General features: G+C 68.6%; 14 protein-coding genes. 8 read left to right on the top strand and 6 right to left on the bottom strand.

All coding sequences use genetic code 11. The annotated features are described in order from the left end of the window. The first annotated feature begins 1 nt into the window (after position 1). Positions 2-2,284 (top strand): TIR domain-containing protein, encoded by a 2,283-nt coding sequence (locus NBG84_RS08600; protein ID WP_250918695.1) that lies wholly within the window; start codon positions 2-4, stop codon positions 2,282-2,284. Between the two features lie 314 nt (positions 2,285-2,598). Here NBG84_RS08600 and NBG84_RS08605 read toward each other — a convergent pair whose 3' ends face one another. The 4 genes from NBG84_RS08605 to NBG84_RS08625 all read right to left on the bottom strand — a co-directional run bounded on the left by NBG84_RS08605 (position 2,599) and on the right by NBG84_RS08625 (position 9,029). Then, on the bottom strand, positions 2,599-5,178 hold the full coding sequence (locus NBG84_RS08605; protein ID WP_250918696.1) for a phosphatidylinositol-specific phospholipase C domain-containing protein: 2,580 nt from the start codon (positions 5,176-5,178) through the stop codon (positions 2,599-2,601). Between the two features lie 543 nt (positions 5,179-5,721). Then, positions 5,722-7,371, bottom strand: a complete 1,650-nt coding sequence (locus NBG84_RS08615) for a pyruvate, phosphate dikinase (protein ID WP_250918697.1) — start codon at positions 7,369-7,371, stop codon at positions 5,722-5,724. Positions 7,372-7,445: 74 nt separating this feature from the next. Continuing rightward, positions 7,446-8,078, bottom strand: coding sequence for a transcriptional regulator (locus NBG84_RS08620; protein ID WP_250918698.1), 633 nt, complete (start codon positions 8,076-8,078; stop codon positions 7,446-7,448). A gap of 468 nt (positions 8,079-8,546) precedes the next feature. Beyond that, a complete protein-coding gene (locus tag NBG84_RS08625; RefSeq protein ID WP_250918699.1) occupies positions 8,547-9,029 on the bottom strand; it encodes a GNAT family N-acetyltransferase in 483 nt (160 codons plus the stop codon). 1,186 nt (positions 9,030-10,215) lie between these two features. Between NBG84_RS08625 and NBG84_RS08630 the strand changes: the two genes are divergently transcribed. Next, positions 10,216-10,878 (top strand): DUF1707 SHOCT-like domain-containing protein, encoded by a 663-nt coding sequence (locus tag NBG84_RS08630; RefSeq protein ID WP_250918700.1) that lies wholly within the window; start codon positions 10,216-10,218, stop codon positions 10,876-10,878. 388 nt (positions 10,879-11,266) lie between these two features. On the opposite strand, the gene NBG84_RS08635 is transcribed toward NBG84_RS08630, so the two are convergent. Both NBG84_RS08635 and NBG84_RS08640 read right to left on the bottom strand, forming a co-directional pair. Further along, positions 11,267-11,824: a TerD family protein gene (locus NBG84_RS08635; RefSeq protein ID WP_250918701.1), complete on the bottom strand. Its 558-nt coding sequence runs from the start codon at positions 11,822-11,824 to the stop codon at positions 11,267-11,269. A 337-nt stretch (positions 11,825-12,161) separates the two neighbouring features. Beyond that, positions 12,162-13,967: an MOSC domain-containing protein gene (locus tag NBG84_RS08640; RefSeq protein ID WP_250918702.1), complete on the bottom strand. Its 1,806-nt coding sequence runs from the start codon at positions 13,965-13,967 to the stop codon at positions 12,162-12,164. Between the two features lie 736 nt (positions 13,968-14,703). On the opposite strand from NBG84_RS08640, the gene NBG84_RS08645 reads away from it, so the two are divergent. The 6 genes from NBG84_RS08645 (at position 14,704) to NBG84_RS08670 (ending at position 21,448) form a co-directional block, all read left to right on the top strand. Then, entirely contained in the window at positions 14,704-16,050 is a 1,347-nt protein-coding gene (locus NBG84_RS08645) for an ATP-grasp domain-containing protein (RefSeq protein WP_250918703.1), read from the top strand. A 202-nt stretch (positions 16,051-16,252) separates the two neighbouring features. Then, the gene (locus tag NBG84_RS08650) at positions 16,253-17,728 is read left to right on the top strand and encodes an amidase (protein ID WP_250918704.1); all 1,476 of its coding nucleotides are present in this window, start codon (positions 16,253-16,255) and stop codon (positions 17,726-17,728) included. Positions 17,729-17,801: 73 nt separating this feature from the next. After that, positions 17,802-18,479 carry an HAD family hydrolase gene (locus NBG84_RS08655; protein ID WP_250918705.1) on the top strand — a complete coding sequence of 226 codons (678 nt, stop codon included), beginning with the start codon at positions 17,802-17,804 and terminating at the stop codon, positions 18,477-18,479. A 25-nt stretch (positions 18,480-18,504) separates the two neighbouring features. Beyond that, positions 18,505-20,022 carry an MFS transporter gene (locus tag NBG84_RS08660; protein ID WP_250918706.1) on the top strand — a complete coding sequence of 506 codons (1,518 nt, stop codon included), beginning with the start codon at positions 18,505-18,507 and terminating at the stop codon, positions 20,020-20,022. A gap of 2 nt (positions 20,023-20,024) precedes the next feature. Beyond that, positions 20,025-20,621, top strand: coding sequence for an RNA polymerase sigma factor (locus NBG84_RS08665; protein WP_308312032.1), 597 nt, complete (start codon positions 20,025-20,027; stop codon positions 20,619-20,621). After that, on the top strand, positions 20,618-21,448 hold the full coding sequence (locus NBG84_RS08670; RefSeq protein ID WP_250918707.1) for an MGMT family protein: 831 nt from the start codon (positions 20,618-20,620) through the stop codon (positions 21,446-21,448). Before NBG84_RS08665 ends, NBG84_RS08670 begins: the two co-directional genes overlap by 4 nt. The last annotated feature ends 25 nt before the right edge of the window (positions 21,449-21,473 follow it).

A 21,473-nucleotide genomic window follows, 5' to 3' on the forward strand; every position in this document is an offset into this window, starting at 1 on the left:
AGTGCAGCATCACGTCTTCATCTCGTACAGCCGACGCGACCAGGCATGGGTCGACCCCCTGGTAGCGGAACTCGCCAGGCGCGGTGTGAAGTACTGGCTCGATCGCGAGGGAATCCCCTTCTCCGTTCCCTGGAGGGAGGAGGTCGAGGACGCCGTGCAGTCCTGTGACCTGTTCCTGGTCTGCGACTCCGACCACTGGCGTACCTCTGATCCCTGCGCGACCGAAGCGGGCTTCGCGGTGCGCTACGGCAAGGTGCGCCTTGAGGTGTCCGTCGGGCAGGACCTCACGCGCGCAGCACAGGAGATAGACCGCACCTGGCGACAAGCGGCCCACGACCATGGCACGGCTACCGAGTTGTTGGTTCGGGCACGGGAGTGGGACCGCGACGGACGTCGGGGAAAGACACTGGTCTCGCGACGTATACGCCGACAGTTCGATGCGCTGCCGAACGTGGCACCGGTCGAAGTGGCCTTCATCAGTGCGAGCCGGCGCCGGAGCAGGCGGAAGGCAGCCGTATCCATGGCCCTGACGCTCGTGGTCCTGGTGGCCTATCTGTCCGGTCGGGTCGCGCCGGAAACCGAGAGGGAAGTCAACAAGCGGCTGGCAGAACAAGCCGCCATATACGTCAGCGTGGGCGCCGCGCTCGCGGCGATCGAGGACGATCCCTACAAGGGGCTGGAGCTGGCCTCCGACCGAGGAGACAACGAGTCGGCAGCGTACGCGACGATCCACGAGGAGGCCTCGGCGGTGAACCTTCCGGACGACGCCTTCACGCTGCCCGAGCCTGCCCGGCAGTTCACCGACCCGACGGTGTCCTCACAGGTCCGCGTCATCGCCCAGGACGGTGATGTCTGGGTACGGAACACCAACGACCGCACACAGCGTTCGGCGCGCCAGATGGCCGACCGGCCAGCGGCCGCGCCGGACGGAGCAGCCCGGAGAAGCGACGTGGAGATACGTCTACAGGCTGGCAGCTCCCGGATCCAGGTACTGCGCGAGGGCGGACTGTGGCGCACCATCGTCCTCGGATCCGCCGCTCGGACCGCCCGGTTGTCACCCGACGCCAGATGGGCGGTGGTCGCCACCGACACCGGGATAGCCCTCGTCGACATCGCCCGGGGCACGGTCCGGGACGTACTGCGCGGCGCACCAGCACCGGTGACCGACCTGGTCTGGACCCAGCGGAGCGAGCGGATCTGGGCGCTGGCGGGCCGCAGCGTCGTCTCCTGGCGGGTCACCGACGGAACGGTCCTCCTCGACCAGCCCGACGAATGGTTCGCGGAGGTCCTCCCAGCACGGGACACTGCACACCTCTGGGTCGCGAGTCGAAACGGCGCTCTCCGACTCATCGAGCGTGACTCGGGAACGATCGTACGGACGGTGCGTGCCAAAGGTCCGATTCACGTCGTCGCCGCTGATCCCAGCGGAAGTATCGCTGCGGTCGTGGACACCGCGTCGAAGCTCCAACTCGTCGAGCTCGACACGGGCACAGCCGAAGCGGTCAACGTCCCCGGTGACTGCCTACCCGGCAGGCCTGTCTTCTCCCCTGACGGACACGCCCTCTACGTACCTTGTCGAGGCGCTGACGTCCTCGTCGTGGACACCCGCTCCCGCCGGAGCACAGGAAGGATCGACGTCCCCGAGCCCGGTGTCGGCGCGGTGGCTCTCGACCGGTCAGGAAACCGTCTCTTCCTGGGTACCGTCGGGGGAGGCGTCTACTCCATCACACCCGGCTCCGGGAAATCCCCGGCCTGGCTCTACCGCGTGGGGTGTGCACCGGACATCGCGGCCATCGCCACCGGTGCCGGTGCGGGTGGCGGGCCACGGCTGTTGCCAGTGGGAGAGGGAACCGGGCTCAGCGGCTGTACCCAGGTCGCCCATGCGCAGGACGGCACGTACGAGTGGAACGCGTTCATGGACTCCCGGCCGGACTCCGTGCTCGCGCTCGCCGCCGCTTTCGACCCGACCGGGAAGGCCTTCGCGATCGGCTACAGCGACGGCTCCGTCGTCCTTCACCCCAGTGACAACGGCATGCCGCGCCGGGTGCTCCCCCGTATCGCCGGAGGGGTACGTTCCATGCTCAGCCTGCCCTCGGCCGAAGCCGACGGAACCACGGGGGATCTCTATGCGGCAACCCGGTCCGGACTGCTGGTCCGTATCCCCTGGTGCCCTTCGTGCCTGAGCAACGAGGCCATGGCGCGCGAGGCCGGACAGCGGCTGCGGCAGGCCGAGTCCCTCGGGTTGTACAAGCCCTCGGCAACCACGTCCATGCCAACTCCCTAGGATTCCCAGCCGCACCTGACCATCCAGGCGTCATCGACTGCCGAGAGGATCTGCCCGCACCTGCTGAGGGGAGTCGATTTCGCACCCGCAACGCAGCGGGCGGGAAGAGTCAGTCGCGAGGTCCGCTGGTGGCGTGGCGAGTCGTCGCCATCGCCCCGAGGCCGTTCGCCCGTCCGTGCGACCCCGTGACACTGGCTGCTCCAGGCCAGTCATTGCGAGGACGCGGTGGGACTGCCGGGCGACGATGAGCGGATGCCCCGCCCTCGGGCGGATTCAACAGGGCGGGGCATCCGGGAGTGCGGAGTCGCGGGTTGTCAGATGCGGACGCGGTGGCCGGGGGCTCCGACGCCGGAGGCGATGGTGCCCTGGTCGGTCCACTTGATGGCGCCCGTGGCGGGGGTGGTGGTGTTGAGGAAGGAACGGATCGCGCCGCTGTCGTCGAGGATCAGGTACTCGGGGCGGGCGTCGCCGCTGACGTTGGCGAAGCGAATCTGCCTGCCGAGCCAGTTGGCCGAGCCCGAGGCGATATAGCCCTTTTCGGCCCAGCCGCCGCGACCGTTGCCGCCGGTGTTGACGAAGGCTCGGGTGGCGCCGTTGTCATCCACGACCAGATAGTCGGCGTAGGCGTCACCACCGACATCGGCGAACCGCACCTGCTCACCCGTCCAAGCCGCCGAGCCGGAGGCGATGGTGCCCTGGTCGGTCCACTTGATGACGTTCGTGGTGACGTTCGTGGTGTTCAGGAACGCCCGGGTGGCGCCGTTGCCGTCCACGACCAGATAGTCGGCGTAGGCGTCACCACCGACATCGGCGAACCGCACCTGCTCACCCGTCCAAGCCGCCGAGCCGGAGGCGATGAGACCCTTGTCGGTCCAGCCACCCCTTCCGTCGCCGCCGAGGTTGACGAACGCGCGCACGGCACCGGTGGGCTCGACGACGAGGTAGTCGGCACGGCCGTCGCCGGCTACGTCGGCGAACCGCACCTGGCTGCCGGTCCAGTCCGTCGAGCCGGAGGCGATGTAGCCCTGCTCGGTCCAGCCGCCCGTCCCGTTGTTGAGCCAGGCTCGGGTGGCACCGTTGCCGTCCACGACCAGGTAGTCGGCCAGCCCGTCGCCGTTGATGTCGACGTCGTAGTCACCGACGCTGGTGGCCCGCTTCGGCGGAGCGGGCTTGACCACGACCGTTTCCTTGATCCAGCCCTTGTGCGCGAGTTCGCGGACGCCACCGAGGAACGCGCTGGCCATCTTGGTGTAGCCGGCGTTGTTGGGGTGCAGGTTGTCGTTCAGGTCGGCGGTGGTCAGCCCGCCCATGCTGACCTGGGTGATCTTGTAGCCCTGGGCGGCGCGGGAGGAGACGATGCCGGGAATCGCCGCGTTGTAGGCGTTGACGCGTGCCTGGACAGCCGGGTCGGTGGCTGGGACCAGGGAGGCGACCACGACCGCTGTGTCGGGCGAGGCGGTGTGGATCTGGTCGATCAGCGCGCCCAGCCGCTGGGGTGCGGTGGCGACCTGGTAGTCGCGGTTCATGTCATTGGTGCCGATGTGCAGGGTGACGACATTCGGCTTCGCCTCGAACAGCCATGCCTCGATCTCGGCCTGGAGCTGGTCGATGCGCCAGCCCGAATGCCCCTCGTGGCGCGTCACTCCGTCGGCGTCGACCTGCGAACCCACGAACTGTGCGGTCACGGCCTCATCAGCGAGCTCAGCTGCCAGGGCTGGCCGGTAGCCGGTCCGGGTGCTGCTGCCCACCCCCAGGGTGATCGAGTCACCGAGCGGCATGACCGCCATGCGCGGCACTTTGGCACGAGGAGGCGGCAGGGTCGCGTTGGCCGCGAGAATGGCGTTGATCAGCCCGCCGCCCGGGAAGTCCATGATCACCGCACCCGTACGGCTCGCGTTGCCTCCCTGCAGGTAGTCCAGGGCGAATTCATTGACTCCCCGGAAGCCGAGCGAGCCGCCGGCCACGGAGTACGGGTAGGCCAGCAGGCTGGAGCCGCTGAGGTAGTTCAGGTAGAGGGCATTCTGGTTGGAGTCGGCGTTGATCCTCGTGAAGTGGTTGCGCGCCTTCTGCCATTTGCCCTCGATCGCATCGAGGCTCGCTACGTAGTCTTCGTCCTGGATGTGGTGAGCTCTGTCCTGATCGGAGTAGAGCTGGGTCAGCCCCAGGTTCCCGAACGGACCACCGTGCGGCCCGCGGAACTGGGTGAGGACGGCCTTGCCCCGCACCTGGCCCAGGTTGGGTACGGCGATGGTGCCCGCCCCGGAGACAGAGGGCTGGTAGAGGACGTCTCTACTGGGGTCGGTATCCCGGTACTTCTCGAAGATTCGCCGCCGGTCGTCCCCGGTGGTGGTGTCCGGCTCGTCCGTGCAGGAGGGCCATGAACCCGTGCACTCCGCCTTGAGGTTCAACAGGACCGTCTCGGAGGGGCGTTCGGCGAGGAACGTCTTCAGTACGAGTAGTACGTCGGAGAAGTTCGCCTCTTGGTAGAAGGCGCCGTGATGGATCGTGAAGTTGTCACCGATGACGCGGACGCGGATGTCGATGGAACGGATACCGGCGTCGAGTTGGGCCCGCAGGGTTGCCCCACTGACGCCGTAGTCCTCCTGCGTGGCCACCAGATCGCCACCCCGGATGGCGAGCGTGTCATGCGTTCCGGGAATCGAGAGCCGCCCCAGCGACACATCGTCGTTGATCTTCCCCATCCAGTCGGGGTGGTGGGCTTCCTTCAGGCTCTGGTAGTAGGGCGTCCGTCTCGCTGCCTCTGCTTCCGCGGGGAACAGCCCTTCCGTCGCCAGGCCGATGGCCATCGTGAAGGCCAGCACCACCGCGGCTCTCTGCCGGAGCCACCGCGCAACAGCCCTCGTGTACCCGGACGGGTGCTGCTGTCGTCCCACCGGATTTCCTCTTCTCCCGGACCGGAACGGTCTTGGTCCAACAGCACCGTCCCCCGACAAACCTGGCACTCTCGTGGACACAAACGCCGCAGCGGCTGTGGACGGCGCCCGTAACACGCCCGCGCACACAGTGGCCACGAGCCCGGTCACACCAGTTCTCGCTCTCATCGCTTCCTCATCTCCAGTGGGGGTGGGACGGCGGCACGCCCGAACCGGGCACGACCGTCCGAGGGATACGCCACCAACGGAGAGGGAGCACACACCCTGGAGGTTGCCTCACCCCGTGAACCTCTGCCCGCGACCACGGCCTCTCCGACCGTGCCCGGCACCGACCCCGATCGGATCGCCGTCGGAGGTCACCGTGCCAGCGCGGGGCTCGCGGCGGCGGTGGCGTTGCGGGCGCGTGACCGACAGGGCCCGCCGATCCACTGACAAACCGCTCAACGAAGCCGGACCTGATGACCGCCTGGGAATCTGGTCGGCGCGGAACGTCACCGATACGCCCCGGCTGTATCGCGACAGGGGCGCCGCATCCCGGCGGTACTACCCAGGGGCCCCGCAGGCATCGCCGCTCCGGAGGAGGGCCTGTGCCGAGGTGAGGCGTTCGGTTTCGTCTCGGTCCGTGGTCGCGTCGCCCGCGACGTCGTCGGCCCAGTCGAGCAACCGGTACAGCTGTGGGTCGGACCCGGACGTGACGACGCGGGGCTCACCGACCACGACCTCTCCCCCGGTCCCGTCAACGGCGATGAGCGTGCCCTCGGGCAGCGTACGTCCGCCTGCCCGGACGCAGCCCTCAGCGACGTCTACGGTGAGGCTCACGGCACCCACGACGGCGGGTTTCCCCATCGACCGAGCCACGACGGCCGCGTGACTGCTCGGGCCGCCGCGAGCGGTGACGACGCCCGCGGCGGCGGCCAGGCCGTGCATGTCGAGCGGGGAGGTCTCCGGACGCATCAGGACGACCGGCCCTCCCGCGGCCAACCGCACCGCGCTGGCGGCGCTGGTCGCCACCTGGCCGACGGCGACTCCCGGGGAGGCACCGAGTCCTCGGGTGAAGAGGTCGTGGGGTTCGGTCGTCGTGATCCGAGGCGTACGCACGTGGGTGAGATCCTGCGGGGAGACCCGCAGCAGCGCCTCGTCGCGGCCGATCGTTCCCGCGTCGGCGAGGTCGACCGCGACCCGGACTGCGGCGCGTCCGATGAACCGCCCGGGTCTCACCTGGAGAATCCACAGTTCGCCCGCCTCGAAGGTGAACTCGACGTAGCACGCGTCGCGATAGTACTCCTCGACCCGGGTCAGGGCGGACAGCAGGCGGCTCCATACCGCGGGCTCTCGGTCGGACAGTTCGCTCAGGGGCTCCGTCAACGATGTGCCCGAGACGACGTCTTCGCCCTGGCGGCCGAACAGGGCCTCCCCGAACGGGACATGCTCCCCGGTGCTGGGATCACGGCTGAACGCGACACCCGTCCCGCTGCGCTGGTCGCGATTGCCGAACACCATCATCTGTACGGTCACGGCGGTGCCGAGGCCGTGGGGGATGCCGTGCAGTTCGCGGTAGGTCTTGGCGCGCGGTGTGTTCCATGACGAGAACACGGCCGCAACGGCCAGTTCCAACTGCCGCGTGGCGTCCTCGGGCACGGTGCCGCCGCCGCGCTCTTCGATGAGGTGCTCAACGACCTGGATGGCCTCGGCGAGACAGCTCGTGTCGGTGTCGTGTCCGCCGAGCACACGGTCGATGCCCGCCAGGCTCCCCGGGCCAACGCCGACGACCCCGGAGGCGAAGCCGGTCAGAAACCTCAGCCGCGAGTCGAGTGCGAACCGCAGGTCGCCCGTTTCGTCGGCCAGGGCGGTGGTCGCCTCGGTGGTGAGCCCGACGTTGAGGACGGTGCTCATCATGCCGGGCATCGACACGCTACCGCCGGAGCGGACCGACACCGCAAGCGGCCGCTCGGGGCCGCCGAGCCTGCGGTGGGTGGCGGCTTCGAGACCGGCTACGGCGGCCGCCAGTTGGGCGTCGAGGCCGCTGGGCAGCCGTCCGGTACGGAGGAAGGCGCGGCACGCCTCCGTGCTGATGACGAAGCCCGGCGGTACGGGCAGTTCCAGACGGCTGAGCACAACAAGACCGTGCGCCTTGCCACCGAGGACATCCGCGGTCTCCTCGACCTCGGCCGAGAGCGGATGAATCCAGGTCATCGCGTTGTCATCTCCTTGTCGCCTTCGCTGGCTCGACCGCGGTTCCTGCGGAATCCGCGGAATGGTGGGAGGGGTCAGTGGCGCGGGATGCCGAGGGTGGCAAGCAGATCCTCGTGTAGTTGGAACCACACGGTGTGATAGGAGGAGGTGCTGTCCGCTATGTACTCCAGGGAGCCGGCCTTCGCCCGGGCAAGGGCGTCGGCGAGCCGCACGGGGTAGCGCTGGAAGCGGAGCAGCGTCGCGGACAGTTCGGCGCAGAGGGGTTCGGCACGCTGGTGGAACTCCATGAACCGGTCGAGCACCCGAGCGTCGTAGGAGGGGTCGCTGTGGTCGTTCATCGTCATGGCGCCGCCTAGGGTGCGCGTCTGCCATGCCGTGCAGAGATCGAGCAGCTCGGGGTTGAGCACCAGGAACCGATCGAATGCCGCGGTCAGTCGAACCCGCGCTCCGGCTGCCGTGACCTCGGCGGCGATCCGCTCGGCGTCGGATGCTCGGCCGTCCTCCGTGAGGTTCCATCCTCCGAAGTCGCCTGCGGTATGGGTGACGAGTCCCGCCACCCCGAGGTCAATCAACTCCGACTCGACGTCGGACTCGGGAAGTCCTGTCGCCCGGGCCACCCCGGGGAGGCTGGAGAAGCCGATACAGCGGAGGGTATGCAGCACCAGCAGGTCCACGCTGGTCGGGTGGGACGAAACGGGCTGGGTCATGGCGCGGCCCCATCGGGTGTGGTGTGGGAGACATCTGCGGTCGTGCGATCGAAGGAGGAGGCTGCATGGGCGCACCGGGTCCTTGAGCCCGGGCGATGATCATGCCGTGCCGTACGGGTACCGCGTACTCGATGGCATCGTCGGCGTCCGGTACGCCAACGGCCCTGCTCGTCGGGGATAGGAACGCAGAGGACAAGACGCAGGCGCGGCCGGGCACCGGGGTGGAACGCTCACCGCTGGCACCGGGCGAATCGACCGGCCCTCCACTGCACGAGGCCGCCGGTCCCGACCATCGTGCCCCCAGGTATCCCCGCTCGGTGGATTCCGCTCTCGCCCCGGCGAGTACGGCCCCGCGCGTGTCCTCCCGCTGCTGAGCCCGGGGCAACCACACGATCCGGACATCAGGCCAAGACCTGCGGGCGCGGAGAGCGCGGCGCGGGGTCTCCCTTTCCGCGGGCATTCCTGATCTCACAAGGCAGTGTGCAACGTTACCGACTGGCTGGTGAAACCGTTGCGCTCATAGAAGCGGATCGCGTCCGCGTTGCTGGAGTACGCGGTCACCTCAGCCAAGTCAGCCCCCTTCTTTTTCGCCCAGGCCGAGAACTGTGCGACCAAACGTGCTCCGAGCCCGCCACCGCGGTGAGCCGGCCGCACATACATGCTCACAAGCGTCGCGACCTGGACCGGTCTCATCGCAGTCCCCTCCACCACGGAGCCAGTGAGGTGACCCACGACCCGCCCGTCATGCTCTGCGACCAGCAGGAGCCTGGCCGGATCATCTATGCCGCTGGCAAAGCGCTCAGATCCGAACTGCCCAGGCCAATCGACGTTCACGCTCGGGTCACTCGTCCCGGCATCCTCCGCGAACAGCGCGCGGCTACCCGCGACCAGTCCATCTGCATCGGCTCTCCGGGCACGGCGAACGATGGCCCCATGCTGTCGATCACTCATACCCCGACACGTTAACCCAACGCGCTGACAGCCAGCTGTCCCCCGCTCCCGGTGGAACAGCGAGAGGTGGGGAACAGGTACTGACGCAGTACGCGCCAGCTCCCTCCCTACCGCTCCTGGAACGGGTGTCACCGGATCGATCGCGTCCAGGACCGGTCCTGCGAACAGTCCCCGCCGGCCTGGCTGGTAGAAGTCGCACTATCCGCATCGCACCCTCCCGCACGGCGGACGGCGGACGGCGTCATGTCACCCAGGTCAGTGAGCGGGGGCGTTGCGGGCCGGGAGAACTGAGCGGTCAACCCCCGCAGTTGTCTCGCGCCAAGGGTGCGGGACCCGAGCGACCCGGTGTCTGTCGTATGGCGCGCACAACGGTCTACGGCGTCCCTTCCGGCACCGCGATCGTGTCCGGGTGCCACCTCACCCGTAGCTCCTTTTCCTCTAGCTCCTTCTCATCGGCGGCGCTCCGGCGTCGGTCAGACCACCGTCGATCCTGGGTTCCCCGGTTCACCGGATCGTTCCCCTGAAACGATCCTGGCCGGCGCCTCGGATCAGCGACCAGGACCGGCCTCACAGGAGGTCGGCGTCCGCGCGGCCGTAGGCCGGCTACTGCGGTGGGCAGTTGCTGCCCGACGGCAAGTGCCAGCCGCACACCCTGACCGCCGGGGGCGCTCCGGCAGGATCGTACTGCTGACGCGGTCGTACTCCCCCGATACTCCTCACCGCCGAGGGCGGCGCCACGGCGCCCGGCAAGCGTGTTGGGCAACCGCGGGGGTCGGCCGGGAGCTGCTGCACCGTAGGTCGCCCTATCCGCACCATCGAGCCAGCCCTACCGAAGGGCTTCGGGCTCCGCCTGCCTCAGCCTTGCCCGGCGGTACGCGAGCCAGGTCGGCCTGACGTTGTCCAGCACCAGCATGTCGGTCTGCGGTCGCCCCGTTGCCGAGGGGTTCTCCAGGTTCCCGACGCACTGGAGCGACGCTGGGAAGACGGCGTGAACTGGTATCCGGCATACGGTTGTTGGAACGATGAGACCTCGGCATCATGGAGTCCGCATGCCGTGAACCGATGCCGCCTATCGCCTCTCCGGGATGGGGTCCAACCGGGAACCATGTCGCGATATAGCGTTAGTCTTCTACTCGCGCCGCTGCCTGCGTCGCGCGGAGACGTTCGACAGAACCAGGACGGAAGCATGTCGGGAGAGATTTCGCCCACAGGGAAGCGCTCCAACCCCGGCTCGCCGTCGCCCGAGCTGCGAGCCTCTCATGCGGACCGGGACCGTGTGGTGGATGTGCTGCGCATCGCGGCGGGGGACGGTCTGCTGACCGCGGACGAGTTGGACGAGCGCCTGGAGGTTGCGCTGTCGGCGCGGACCCTGAACGAACTGGCCACGCTCACCACTGACCTGCCGCCCGTATCGGCTACGGTCGGCGCGCCTGGCGCAGGGGTCAAGGACACAGTCCGGATCGAACAGGCCCACAGCGGCGCGATCGAGCGCGTGGGGCGCTGGGTGGTACCACGGAGGCTGGAGCTCGCGGTGGCGTACTGCGAGGTGAGGCTTGACCTCACTGACGCGGTGATCACGCACGACACCTTGCGGATCGACGTGGGGATGACCGGGAAGACACTGACGCTGGTCACGAGGCCGGGCATCGTGGTCGATATCGATGGTCTGCAGCTGGTACACAGCAAGGTCAAGTACCGTCAGGCTACGACGAATCCCGATACCCCGATCACTCTGCGAGTGGAGCTGGTCGGCCAGAAGGCCTTCGGGCGCGTGGTGGTGCGGCCCCGACGTCGGACGTTCGGGCAGTGGCTGCTGCGCAGGCCCGCGTCCCGTTCTGCACTCGATTGACTCCGTCGATGCGCACTGCCGGAGGGGCGGTCACCGAGCGCTCCCGGAGCACGCGGCGCTCAGGTCCAGCGGGTGCGGGCAAGGCCGTGCAGATCGAACGCACTCAAGGCCGAGGTCGCAGACCTGCTGAGCGGGCCCGCCCCCAGCGAGCGCTGGCCGCGAAGGGCAGTGTCTGTGGTGGCAGTGGTCCCACTCGCCGCTGAAAGCAGTCCATACGCCTGTGGAGCCCCTGCCCCATACACCCCTCACGTCCGCGGGGCGGTAGTGCTCTTCGCCGGAGTGGGCAGGATCCTGTGGCGGCCAGCCCGGGGCCTGACCGCTCCGGCTGGGCCCACGGCTGGCGCCCTGACGCGGCGGGCGGCTGAGACGTCGATGGCTGGGTAGTCGGTCAACCCGACGGCTGGGACGTCGACGCGTGCTCCCCCCACCGAGGGTTGAAGTCAGCTCCCACCACGTCCATATCGGCGTAGCCCTGTCCCACCGCCCGGAACTTCCATCCCCCGTCGCGCCGATAGAACTCTCCGAACGTGAAGATCTTGAGGTCTCCCTCGTCGTGCTCGTCCAGCACGTCATAGCGCACGACCTGGACACCATCAGGTCCGAGTACCTGGACGTGCAGTCCGGGAAGCGCCCTGAAGGGGACGGACGTACGTACCGCAAGAACCATCACCTTGTGTATGTCGGCCCCCAAGGCGCCGAGTTCCACTTCCACCCGCGCGCCGGACAACCCGTCGCCCCACGTCTTGCCGATGTAGCGGACGGCGCCCGACGAGTCGAACTCCCGCACGCAGCTGACCGCCTTGTCGGCCGACTTGCCCCTCTCATCGAGTAGGGCGATCACCAGATCGACACCGAACTCCGCTTCGGCAGTTGGTATGTGGGCCCCCAGCACCCTCAGCTTGGTCGCCGGCACCGGGGCATTCGCACCTCTTGGGAGAATCGTCACGCGGCACATCCTGTCAGTGGGGAACAGCGAAGTCGATGCTGGTAGCCACAGAAAAGACCTGCCCGGCACCGTATCCGGGGAGAGCGCGGCGAGGGCGCTCCTCGCGGTCGCCCTACGACCGGTGGAACACCGCGAACACAACACGCGCGGCCCGCAGCGACGCGTGGGTGGTCCAGCCTCCCAGCACGTATGACTCCACCTCGCGCTGGGTCCGCCCGGCCAGTCCCACGTGAGACACCCCGGGCGAGCGAACGCACCGACCCGAGGCCGCGAGATCAGCGCGGCTGCGGGGGTGACGGCACGCTGGTCGGTGTTCGAGGAGCGGCGAGCGCCGCTGTCAGACATGGATCTCCACGTCCGACGTCGGGACCGAGCAGCACAGCAGCGCTTGACCGGAGGGCGGGAGAACCACGGGCTCGATGAGATAGGCCACCTCGCCTACCACCGGACGGCGGCAGGTACCGCAGGCGCCTGCGCGACAGGCCGTTGGCGGTCGGAGGCCAGCGGACTCAGCCAGGTCGAGAAGGGTCCCGGCGTCGGGTGTCCACTTGGCTCGGATGTCATTGCCGGTGAAGCGCACCTCGAACGGTCCTGGTGCTGGTGGAGTCCGCCGCAGGTGGGCGGTGGCCCGGGGGGAGAAGAACAGTTCGTCGGTGATCGCGCCTTCTTCCACTCCGGCGGCCAGCAGCGCGGCCCTGGTCTGCCGCGTGAATCCGTCAGGCCCGCAGACGAACACCTCCGCTGTACCGTCGGCCGTCAACTTCCCTATGTCGTCGGCAGTCGGCCGGCCCGACCGTGAACCGACCGGGAGCGGGGCGCCGGGGGTGGTCACATAGAGGTGGTGGGTGGCATGGGGCATGTGGGCGAGCAGGTCGATGGTCTCGTTCCACAGCGGGGTTTCGTCAGGTGTACGGACCACGTTGAGGACGGTGACCTGGCGTTGCGGAACTGTGTCGGCGAGCTGTCGTAGCCGTGGGAGCACGGGGGTGATGCCGATGCCCGCGACGGCGAAGAGTACGGGGCGCCCTGCGCTCACGCGAGCGGGTTCCCCACCGTAGGGCCCGGAGAGGAGCAGTCGGGTTCCCAACGTCAGTTCGTGCAGCAGGGACGACATGCGGCCGCCGGCCACCCGCTTCACGCTGACGCGTATCTCACTCGCCTCTGAGCCGGTGACGGTGTAACAGCGCCAGAGCGGACCCTGCGCGTCGGTGGTGTGGAGGCGCAGATGCTGCCCCGGGCCGAAGGCGGGACCGGCCGGGACGGTGAGGTGCAGGGTTGTGACCATCGGACTCTCCGTGGTCCGTCCGGTCAGTACGGCGTGGCGGGGGCGATCCGAAGCGGCGTGCGGGATGGAGGACGGATCGGCGAGGGGGCCTAGGTCAGTGAGGGTGTCCCCGGGGGCAATGGTGCCCCTGCGCACGACTTGGGCGTACACGCCGCAGTAGAGGTGGCCGAACTGGGCGGCCAGCAGCGCCGGGATGTTGAGGTTCCGCTGCCCGGTGCGTGGGTCGACGGCGGTTGCTCCGCAGCGGTCAGTCGCTTGGACTACGGCTAGTTCACTGCCGCCCATCCGAATGCGACGCCCGACCAGGTCGAGTTCGCGCCAGGGGCCCAGCCCGCGTACATACAGATTGGCGCGGAAACGGCGCGGATCGACCCGGACTCCGGCAGCTCGGGACAGTTCGTCGACTGTGTCCAGGTTGATGAGGGACAGGGCTGCGTGCGGCCAGTCCCACAGAGCCGTGCCGGATTGTTCGAGGCGTACGGGGCCGAGGGGCCCGGCGGGGAACCAGTTCTGCAGTCGGGCGTTGGCACTGGCCAGTTCCGCCGAGAGGGGTCGTCCGTCCGCCTGGAGGCGAAGCTCGATCTCCTCCCCCGCCGGAGAGAGGATCCGTAGCGTGTGAGTTCGGTCATCCAACTCCGTGCGATAGCGGGCAAGCTCTTCGTTCTGGGCCAGTCGCAGGAAGGCTCGGCTCTCGATCCAGCCATTGCTGTCGGGGTGCATGGGCAGCGTGCTGTTGCCGATGGCACACACGCGGTCCAGCGGTAGGCCTGAACCCGGAGTCAGCGTCGTCCTGGGCAGGGCGATGCCGGGCATGCCTTTCACGGGGTAGCGGACGATGTCCGTCAAGAGTGCGGTCATGGCTCCTCGGGCCGAGCGGACGGCAGTGTGTGTCGTCGTTGTCGTGAGAACAGCGGTCTGTCGCCCTGGGTGAGAGGTGCGGTACCGCTCGGGAGCGAAGAGCGCTACGCGGACCCCCGAGGGGCCGTGCCGGTGTGGGATTTCGGACTGCTGGATCACTCTGGTGCGGGTGCTGTGCGTGCCTGGGGCCTGGTCGGGCTCTACATCACCCCGGATGCGGGGAGCTGGACATCCTCGACTCCAGGTGGGCTGGCGTGCCCGCCCCCTATCCGCTGGCCAGCGGGTGAGCTGCGAGGACCACCACGCCGGTCAAGCCTTGGAGTCGCTGATTTCCACCGGTCAGGCCGGTGACGACGGCATCGGATGTCGGCCGCCCCCGTACTCAGCCGTTCCCCACGCGCCAGGAGGGGCTTCGCTCCGATCTCGGTGTGTCTATCCGCTGCTGTGGTGGCATCTCCGAATCCCTTGGGAGTGAGTTGTCTACCTTTCTGCTGTTCTTTCCCGTCTGGGCCGCTCCTGCTCTTGAAACCCCACCGAGCGCCGTCGGGTTGCCTGGTGCACCCGAGAGCGCCCCTTGAAGCAGTCGGTGGCCCATGGCGAGCGCTACCCGGCCAGCGCACTCGACGGAAGCTGGGCGCGGCCACAGCCAAGGGCATCGTTCCGGCCCTGGCCAGGACCTCTGCGGGGGTACGTGGGTGATCGGCAACCGCTGCGGAGGCGTTGGTGTTCATCTGGTATGACCCAGGCTCGCTCATCCCATGGGGACGCAGGATCGTCGCTGACCGCTCCACGTCCCGAGGCAGTCGGCAATCCCCCCGGCGGGGTAGTCCGCAGCCCCGCAGTCATTGTTGATCCCTACTCCTCCGGTACCTACTTCGCGCCCGCGTTTCACTCCGCCGGGATACCGACCGTCGCCGTCCTGTCCCGTTCTGAGGTCTTGGAGACCTACGCCGGTACGTGGCGCCCGGAGGACTTCGACGAGGTGATCCACTACCAGGGCGACCTTCCGGACCTCGTCGCCCGTTTGCGCGCCTTGGATCCGCAATGCGTCATCGCCGGCTCCGACCCCGGGGTGGAGTTGGCCGATCTGCTTGCGGCGCAGGTGGTTCCGCGGAAGGCGAACGTGCCGGCCCTGACGTCGGCCCGGCGTGACAAGGGCGCCATGGCGAGGGCGGTGGCGGCGGCCGGGCTGCCTACCATCGCCCAGATCTGCACCGATCGGGCAGAGGATGTCGCGGCGTGGATCGCGCGGGAAGGCCTCGCCGGGCGTGACCTGGTGATCAAGCCGCCACGTAGTGCGAGTACGGACGGCGTGATGCGTCTCGCTCGGGGAACGGGCTGGCGGGAGGCGTTCGGTGCCCAGTTGGGCTACCCGAATCAGTGGGGTGTGGTCAACGATCAGATGCTGGTGATGGAGTACGTCACGGGCACCGAGTTCGTGGTGGACACCTTCAGCTGTGACGGCCGGCACACGGTCACCGATGTCACCCGCTACAGCAAGGTCGACAACGGGGTACACATGGCGGTGTACGACTCCATGGAGTGGCTGGCTCCTGATGATCCGGTAGTGCCGGGACTCGTCGACTACACCGCGGGGGTCTTGGACGCGGTGGGCATGCGTTTCGGCGCGGCACACGTCGAGATCATGCTCACGGACGCCGGCCCGCGGCTCATTGAGCTGAACGCGAGGCCGCACGGCGGTGGTCAGCCGCCGTTCTGCCGCCACGCCACGGGTGACAGTCAGATCGACCGTACGGTGCGGGCTGTCAGGGAGAAGGGCGCGGACGGTATCCCGGCGGGCTACGCGTTGCTGCGGCACATGCTGGTGGTGTTTCTGATCAGCCGCTCTGCCGGGGTGGTGCGCAACGCCGAGGTCTTTGACGCCGTCGAGACGTTGCCGTCCCTGCACCATGCGGCCGTCCAGGTGCGCAACGGTCAGCACATCGGGGTCACCCAGGATCTACTGAACACGCTGTCCCTCGGCTTCATCGTCCTGGCGCACGAGGACCGGGAGCAGCTGTGGGCGGACTACAAGGCGGTGCGGCGGCTGGAGGAGCAGTTGCGACTGGACGCGCCGGTGTAGCGCCGTCGTACCGGGCCGCCCAGCCGTGTCAGCCGTGTCAGCCGTGTCAGCCGTGTCAGCCGTGTCAGCCGTGTCAGCGATGCAACCCGCTGACCTCACTCGGTGTTCCAAGAGACGAGTACGTATCAGTGAGCGGTCGGGTGGCCCAGCGGGCATCGGCCGCGATGCTGGTGGACGTGGGATTTCGAACAAGGGGAGAGCCATGGATGACCTCCGGTCGCTGACCGCGGTGCAGCTCACAGAGCTGATCCGTAGCCGGGCCGTGTCGCCGGTAGAGGTGGTGCGGTCCAGTCTGGAGCGGATTGAGCAGCTCAACCCCGCGGTGAACGCCTTCGTCACCGTATGTGCGGACAAGGCACTGGCCTCCGCGAAGGAGGCTGAGCGGGCGGTGATGTCCGGGGGCGAGTTGGGCCCGCTGCATGGCATACCGATCGGAGTCAAGGACCTCGATCCGGTGGCGGGGGTTCGTCTTACCCGCGGATCCCGGCTGTTCGCGGAGGACCTGGCGCAGGAGACGATCCTGTGTGTCGAACGGCTGGTGGAAGCTGGCGCGATCGTGGTGGGCAAGACGAACACACCGGAGTTCGGCTTCAAGGCGACCACGGACAGTTCCCTGTCCGGGCCGGCGTCCACGCCGTTCAACCTGGCGATGAACGCTGGCGGGTCGTCGGGCGGCAGCGCGGCGGCCGTCGCCACCGGCATGGTGCCTCTGGCACAGGGCTCCGATGCCGGCGGCTCGCTGCGGGTACCGGGCGCGTTCTGCGGTGTGTTCACCATGATGACGACGTTCGGCCGGGTGGCGGTACCGGCTCGGCCCAACGCCTTCCGCCGTCTCAACCCCATGGTCTGCTACGCGCCGTTGGCCAGGACCGTGGAGGACGCGGTCCTGGGCCTTGACCTGATGTCCGGGCCGCATCCGCGGGATCCGTACTCCTTCCCGGTGAATGAGGCGCTGGCTGAGGCTCTGGCGCCATCGCTGGCCGGGATGCGCGTCGCCTACATTCCCGATCTCGGCGGATACCCCGTCGAGCCGGAGGTCGAGGCGGTGGTGCGCTCCGCGCTACCCGCTCTGAAGGAGGCCGGGGCCGAGATCGTGGAGGTGGACTTCCGCCTGCCGCTGCCGCACGCCGAGCTGACCGCGATGTGGCGCCGCTATCTGTCGCTGTGCCACGCGGAGTCCGCCGAGGTCAGTCGGGGGCAGGGCATTGACCTCCTGGGTGAGCAGGGCCAGGTGGTCGACCCGGGGTATCTGGAGAGCGTACGAGTCGGGGCCGCGTTGAGCGCGGTGGACTTCCGCCTCGGTGACCTGGTTCGGACCCAGATCCTGGATGCTTTCGAGGACCTCTTCGACGCTTTCGACCTTGTGGTCAGTCCCGTGAACTGTGTGGCGGGCATTCCCAACGACACCACCCGAACCACGGTCGGCCCTCGTCAGGTCGCCGGCCAGGACGTCGACGAGTATGTCGGCTGGTCGATGACGAGCCCCTTCAACCTGATCGGCAGCCCGGCGGCTACGGTGCCGGTAGGCCGGTCGGCCAACGGTGTTCCGGTGGGCATGCAGATCGCGGCGCGGCGCCATAACGACGCGGCCGTCGTCCGCGGCGCGGCCGCCTGCCAGGAACACCTTCCCTGGCAGCACCTCTACCAGGAACTCGACCCATCGCTGGCAACGCGGTGAAGGCGGCGGTGCGCCCTTCGCCCCGCCCCGTGTACCTGCCGTGGAAAACCCTGATCAAGGATGGTTACCCCTGATGGCTGGCATCTCTCCTCCCAGCGCCGCACCGATCGGTGCCGCTCTCTTCGACCTCGACGGCACACTGGTCGAAACCGAGCACCGCAGCCGTGCTGCCTGGACTCGCCTATTCCACGCCCATGGCTTGGAAGTCGACGCCGCGCTGCTGGCCACCTTCGTCGGGCGGCGGGGCCAGGAGGCGCTGGGCGACCATGTGCACCGATTCCCCGGCAGTACCGTCAACGAGCTCTTCGATGAGGCCGTCGGCTACCTCGGCAGCCCCGACATCCCGCCGCCCTTCCCTGTTCCGGGCGCCGATGTGCTGGTGAAGAAGTTGCACGCTGAGGGCGTGCCGATGGCCGTGGTCACCTCCGGTCTGCGCGAGCACGCCCGCGCGCTCCTGGACCTCGTGGGCGGCGCGGGCCTCTTCACCGCGGTGATCACCGCGGAGGACGTAACCCAGGGAAAGCCGCACCCCGAAGGCTTCTTGGCCGGATGTGCGGCGTTGGGCGTTGAGCCGGCGCGGGCGGTGGCGTTCGAGGACGCCCCGGCCGGTATCGCCGCGGCCAAGGCGGCAGGACTCGCGTGCGTGGCGCTGACTACGACGCACACCGCCGAGGCAATTGCCGCGGCCGACCTGATCGTGCCCGACCTCGCCGGAATCAGTTGGCCACCGCTGCCCATGACGACTGCCTGATCGCTTCTCAAGGAGAGACCTCACCATGCCAAGCAGGCACTCCCATCCGGGCAGCGGCAGCACCGCGAAGGACGCCGCGGTGCCGCAGCCCGGCGGCCCGGGCGGTGAGTCCTCCGTCGCAGCCGTCCATCGGTGGCGGCTCCTTGCGGTACTGCTGGCTGCCCAGTTCATTGCCAATATCGACACCGCGATCGCCAATATCGCCGCGCCCGCGATCCAGGACAGCCTCAACGCCTCCGGTGGGCAGGCGGGTCTCGTGGTCTCCAGCTATGTGGTCGCGTACGCCGTCCTGCTCGTGGCAGGCGCACGACTGGGCGCCAGCCACGGCCATCGGCGGATCTTCCTGGCCGGTCTCGCCGTCTTCACCGTCGCGTCGTTGGCCTGCGCGCTGGCCCCTGACGTGGTGGTACTGATCGTGGCCAGAGTTCTGCAGGGAATCGGCGCCGCGCTGATGGTGCCCCAGGTACTGAGCGGAATCCAGCTGCACTTCACGGGGCATCAGCGGATCAAGGCCCTGGGGTACTACGCGATCGCGCTGTCCGGCGGGGCAGTGGCCGGCCAGGCCCTGGGGGGCGTGCTGATCGCCGCTGACCTGTTCGGCACCAGTTGGCGCCCGATCTTCCTGATCAACGTACCGGCGGGGCTGCTGCTCATCTGGGCGACGCTACGGTCCATGCCGCCCGATGGGAGCGAGAAGACCCAGGACAGCGCGGAGGATGTCGACGTGCGAGGGATGCTGCTCCTCTCGACAGCCGTTCTGCTGCTGATCGTCCCGTTGTTGCTGGGCACTGATGAGGGTTGGCCCGCCTGGACATGGGCGTGCCTGGCCGCCAGTGTTCCGGTGGCGGTTGCCTTCCGATGGGGCCAACGCCGTCGTTCCGCTCTGGGAGGACGGCCGCTGATCGCCGATGAAGTGATCCGTGAACCAGCCGTCCGCTGGTCGCTGGCGGCCCACGGCGTCACCACGATGACCTACTTCGCGCTTCTGTTCGTCCTGGCCATCTATCTCCAGGAAGGTCTGGGCCGGGGACCCGCCTACGCGGGACTGGCCATGGTCTCGTGGGTGGCCGCCTTCGGGCTCGCCGGCCCGCTGCTGGCCCGCGTGCCTGAGCGGCACCGGGCAGCGATGCCGGCACTGGGCTGTATGGTCCTGGCCGTCGGGTACACCGCCGTATGGATCTACCTGGCCACAGGCCACCGCACCGGGCCCGCCCTGTTCGTGCTGCTGGGCATCGGCGGACTCGGACTGGGCATCAGTTCCAATGCCCTGATCGGGCAGATGACGTTCGCGCTACCGGACCGCTACGCGGCCGACCTGTCCGGAGTCATCAGTACGAACGCACAGCTGTCCGGAGCGCTGGGGGTCGCCGCCCTGGGCGGCTGCTACCTGTTCCTGGCGGATGGAGGGTCGGTGGAATCGGCGGCCCGTGCGCTGGAGGCGGTGCTCGGCACCTCGGCCGCGTTATCCGTACTCTCAGCGGTGGCGGCGCAACGAGGCAGCCGGACGAGGGCGGCCACCGGCACCGCGGCGACGCTCCCGTAGCCATGGACGAGATGGGTGAGATGGCAGGAGCGCTGCCCGAACGCCTGGCCGCGGATCTGGACCAGGGGTTCGCCGAGTTGGTCCAGGCACAGGCAACGGGAATCCGTACCTACCTTCTCCGCCTCACCGGGGCGACCGCAGAGGCAGAGGACCTGACGCAGGACACCTTCCTGCGCGCCTACGTAGCTCTGCAGAACTACTCACCCGCGCGCCGCCGGGCACTGCGGCCGAGGGCGTGGCTGATGAGTATCGCCACCAACGTCTGGCGAAACGACATACGCAACAAGAGCCGCCGCCCTGTCTCAGCGGGCCGGGTGGAGGGTGCTGGTGACATCTGGCCGGATGACCGGCCCGGGCCGGATGAGCGAGCGCTGACCTCGGCGGACCGCAAGGTCCTCGTCGACGCCCTCGTACAGCTGCCGGAGCGCTACCGGGTGGCCATCGTGCTGCGGCACGTGGCGGGAATGAGCTACGCGGAGATCGCCGAGGTGCAGGACTGCCCTGTGGGTACCGTCAAGGCCCAGGTGTCCCGGGGCCTGACGGGCCTGCGCGCCCTGCTCATCCCTCAGGAGCAGTCGTCAAAGGAGGTGACAATGTGAACAAGGAACACGGCGGGGACGCGGCCGAGTGGCACGACGCCGCGATGGCCGACTCTCTCTCCGAACTCGCCGATCCGGCCCCGTCTGAGCAAGCGCCTGCGGACTTCGCCCTCTCGATCCTGCGCCGCGCGGGAGTCCCGCCCCGCGCCTACGATGTCTACGCCCTGCTCGACGCCCCCGGCGGAGGGCTGTACGTGGCCAGCGATGGCACCATGCTGACCTGTGCTGCTCTGGGTATCGTGACGCCAGGGCCAGAGGATTTCGAGGCGTACTACCGGGCCCGTACCGGCAGGACCGCGGTCCGCACCACCATAGCGCCCACGGGGGTGCGCACAGCGCTGCGAACCGGCCGGGCCAAGCAGCTCAGCCTCGATCTGTCTCCGCTTTCCGCATCGGAGCAGGCCGCCCTGGCCGTGGTGCGCACCATCCCCCGCGGACAGATGCGGCCGGTCTCCTGGATCGCGCGGGAGGCAACGCTGCCGGACCGGGCCGCAGTCGTCGCCGCCGTTCTCCGCAACCCGCTCCAGCTGATCATCCCCTGCCATCGGGTCGCCTACGACAACGGCCGACCGTGCGACACCGCCTATGGCCCGGCCGTGAGTGACGAGTTGAGGGCGGCCGAGGGCATCGAAGCGGACCATCTGGATTCCCTGGCCCGGCAGCACACGCTCTACCTCGGCAGTGACACCACCCGTATCTACTGCCACCCGACATGTGCCCATGCGCGCCGGATCACCACCTTGCACCAAGTTCCCTTCCGTTCCGCTCACTCCGCCCGTCAGGCGGGCTACCGGCCCTGCAAGAGCTGCCGGCCAGCCGCCGCGTGACCGGATGGGCCGGAATTCATCGCCG

This window comes from Streptomyces albipurpureus (assembly GCF_023701525.1).
Taxonomy (GTDB): Bacteria; Actinomycetota; Actinomycetes; order Streptomycetales; family Streptomycetaceae; genus Streptomyces; species Streptomyces albipurpureus.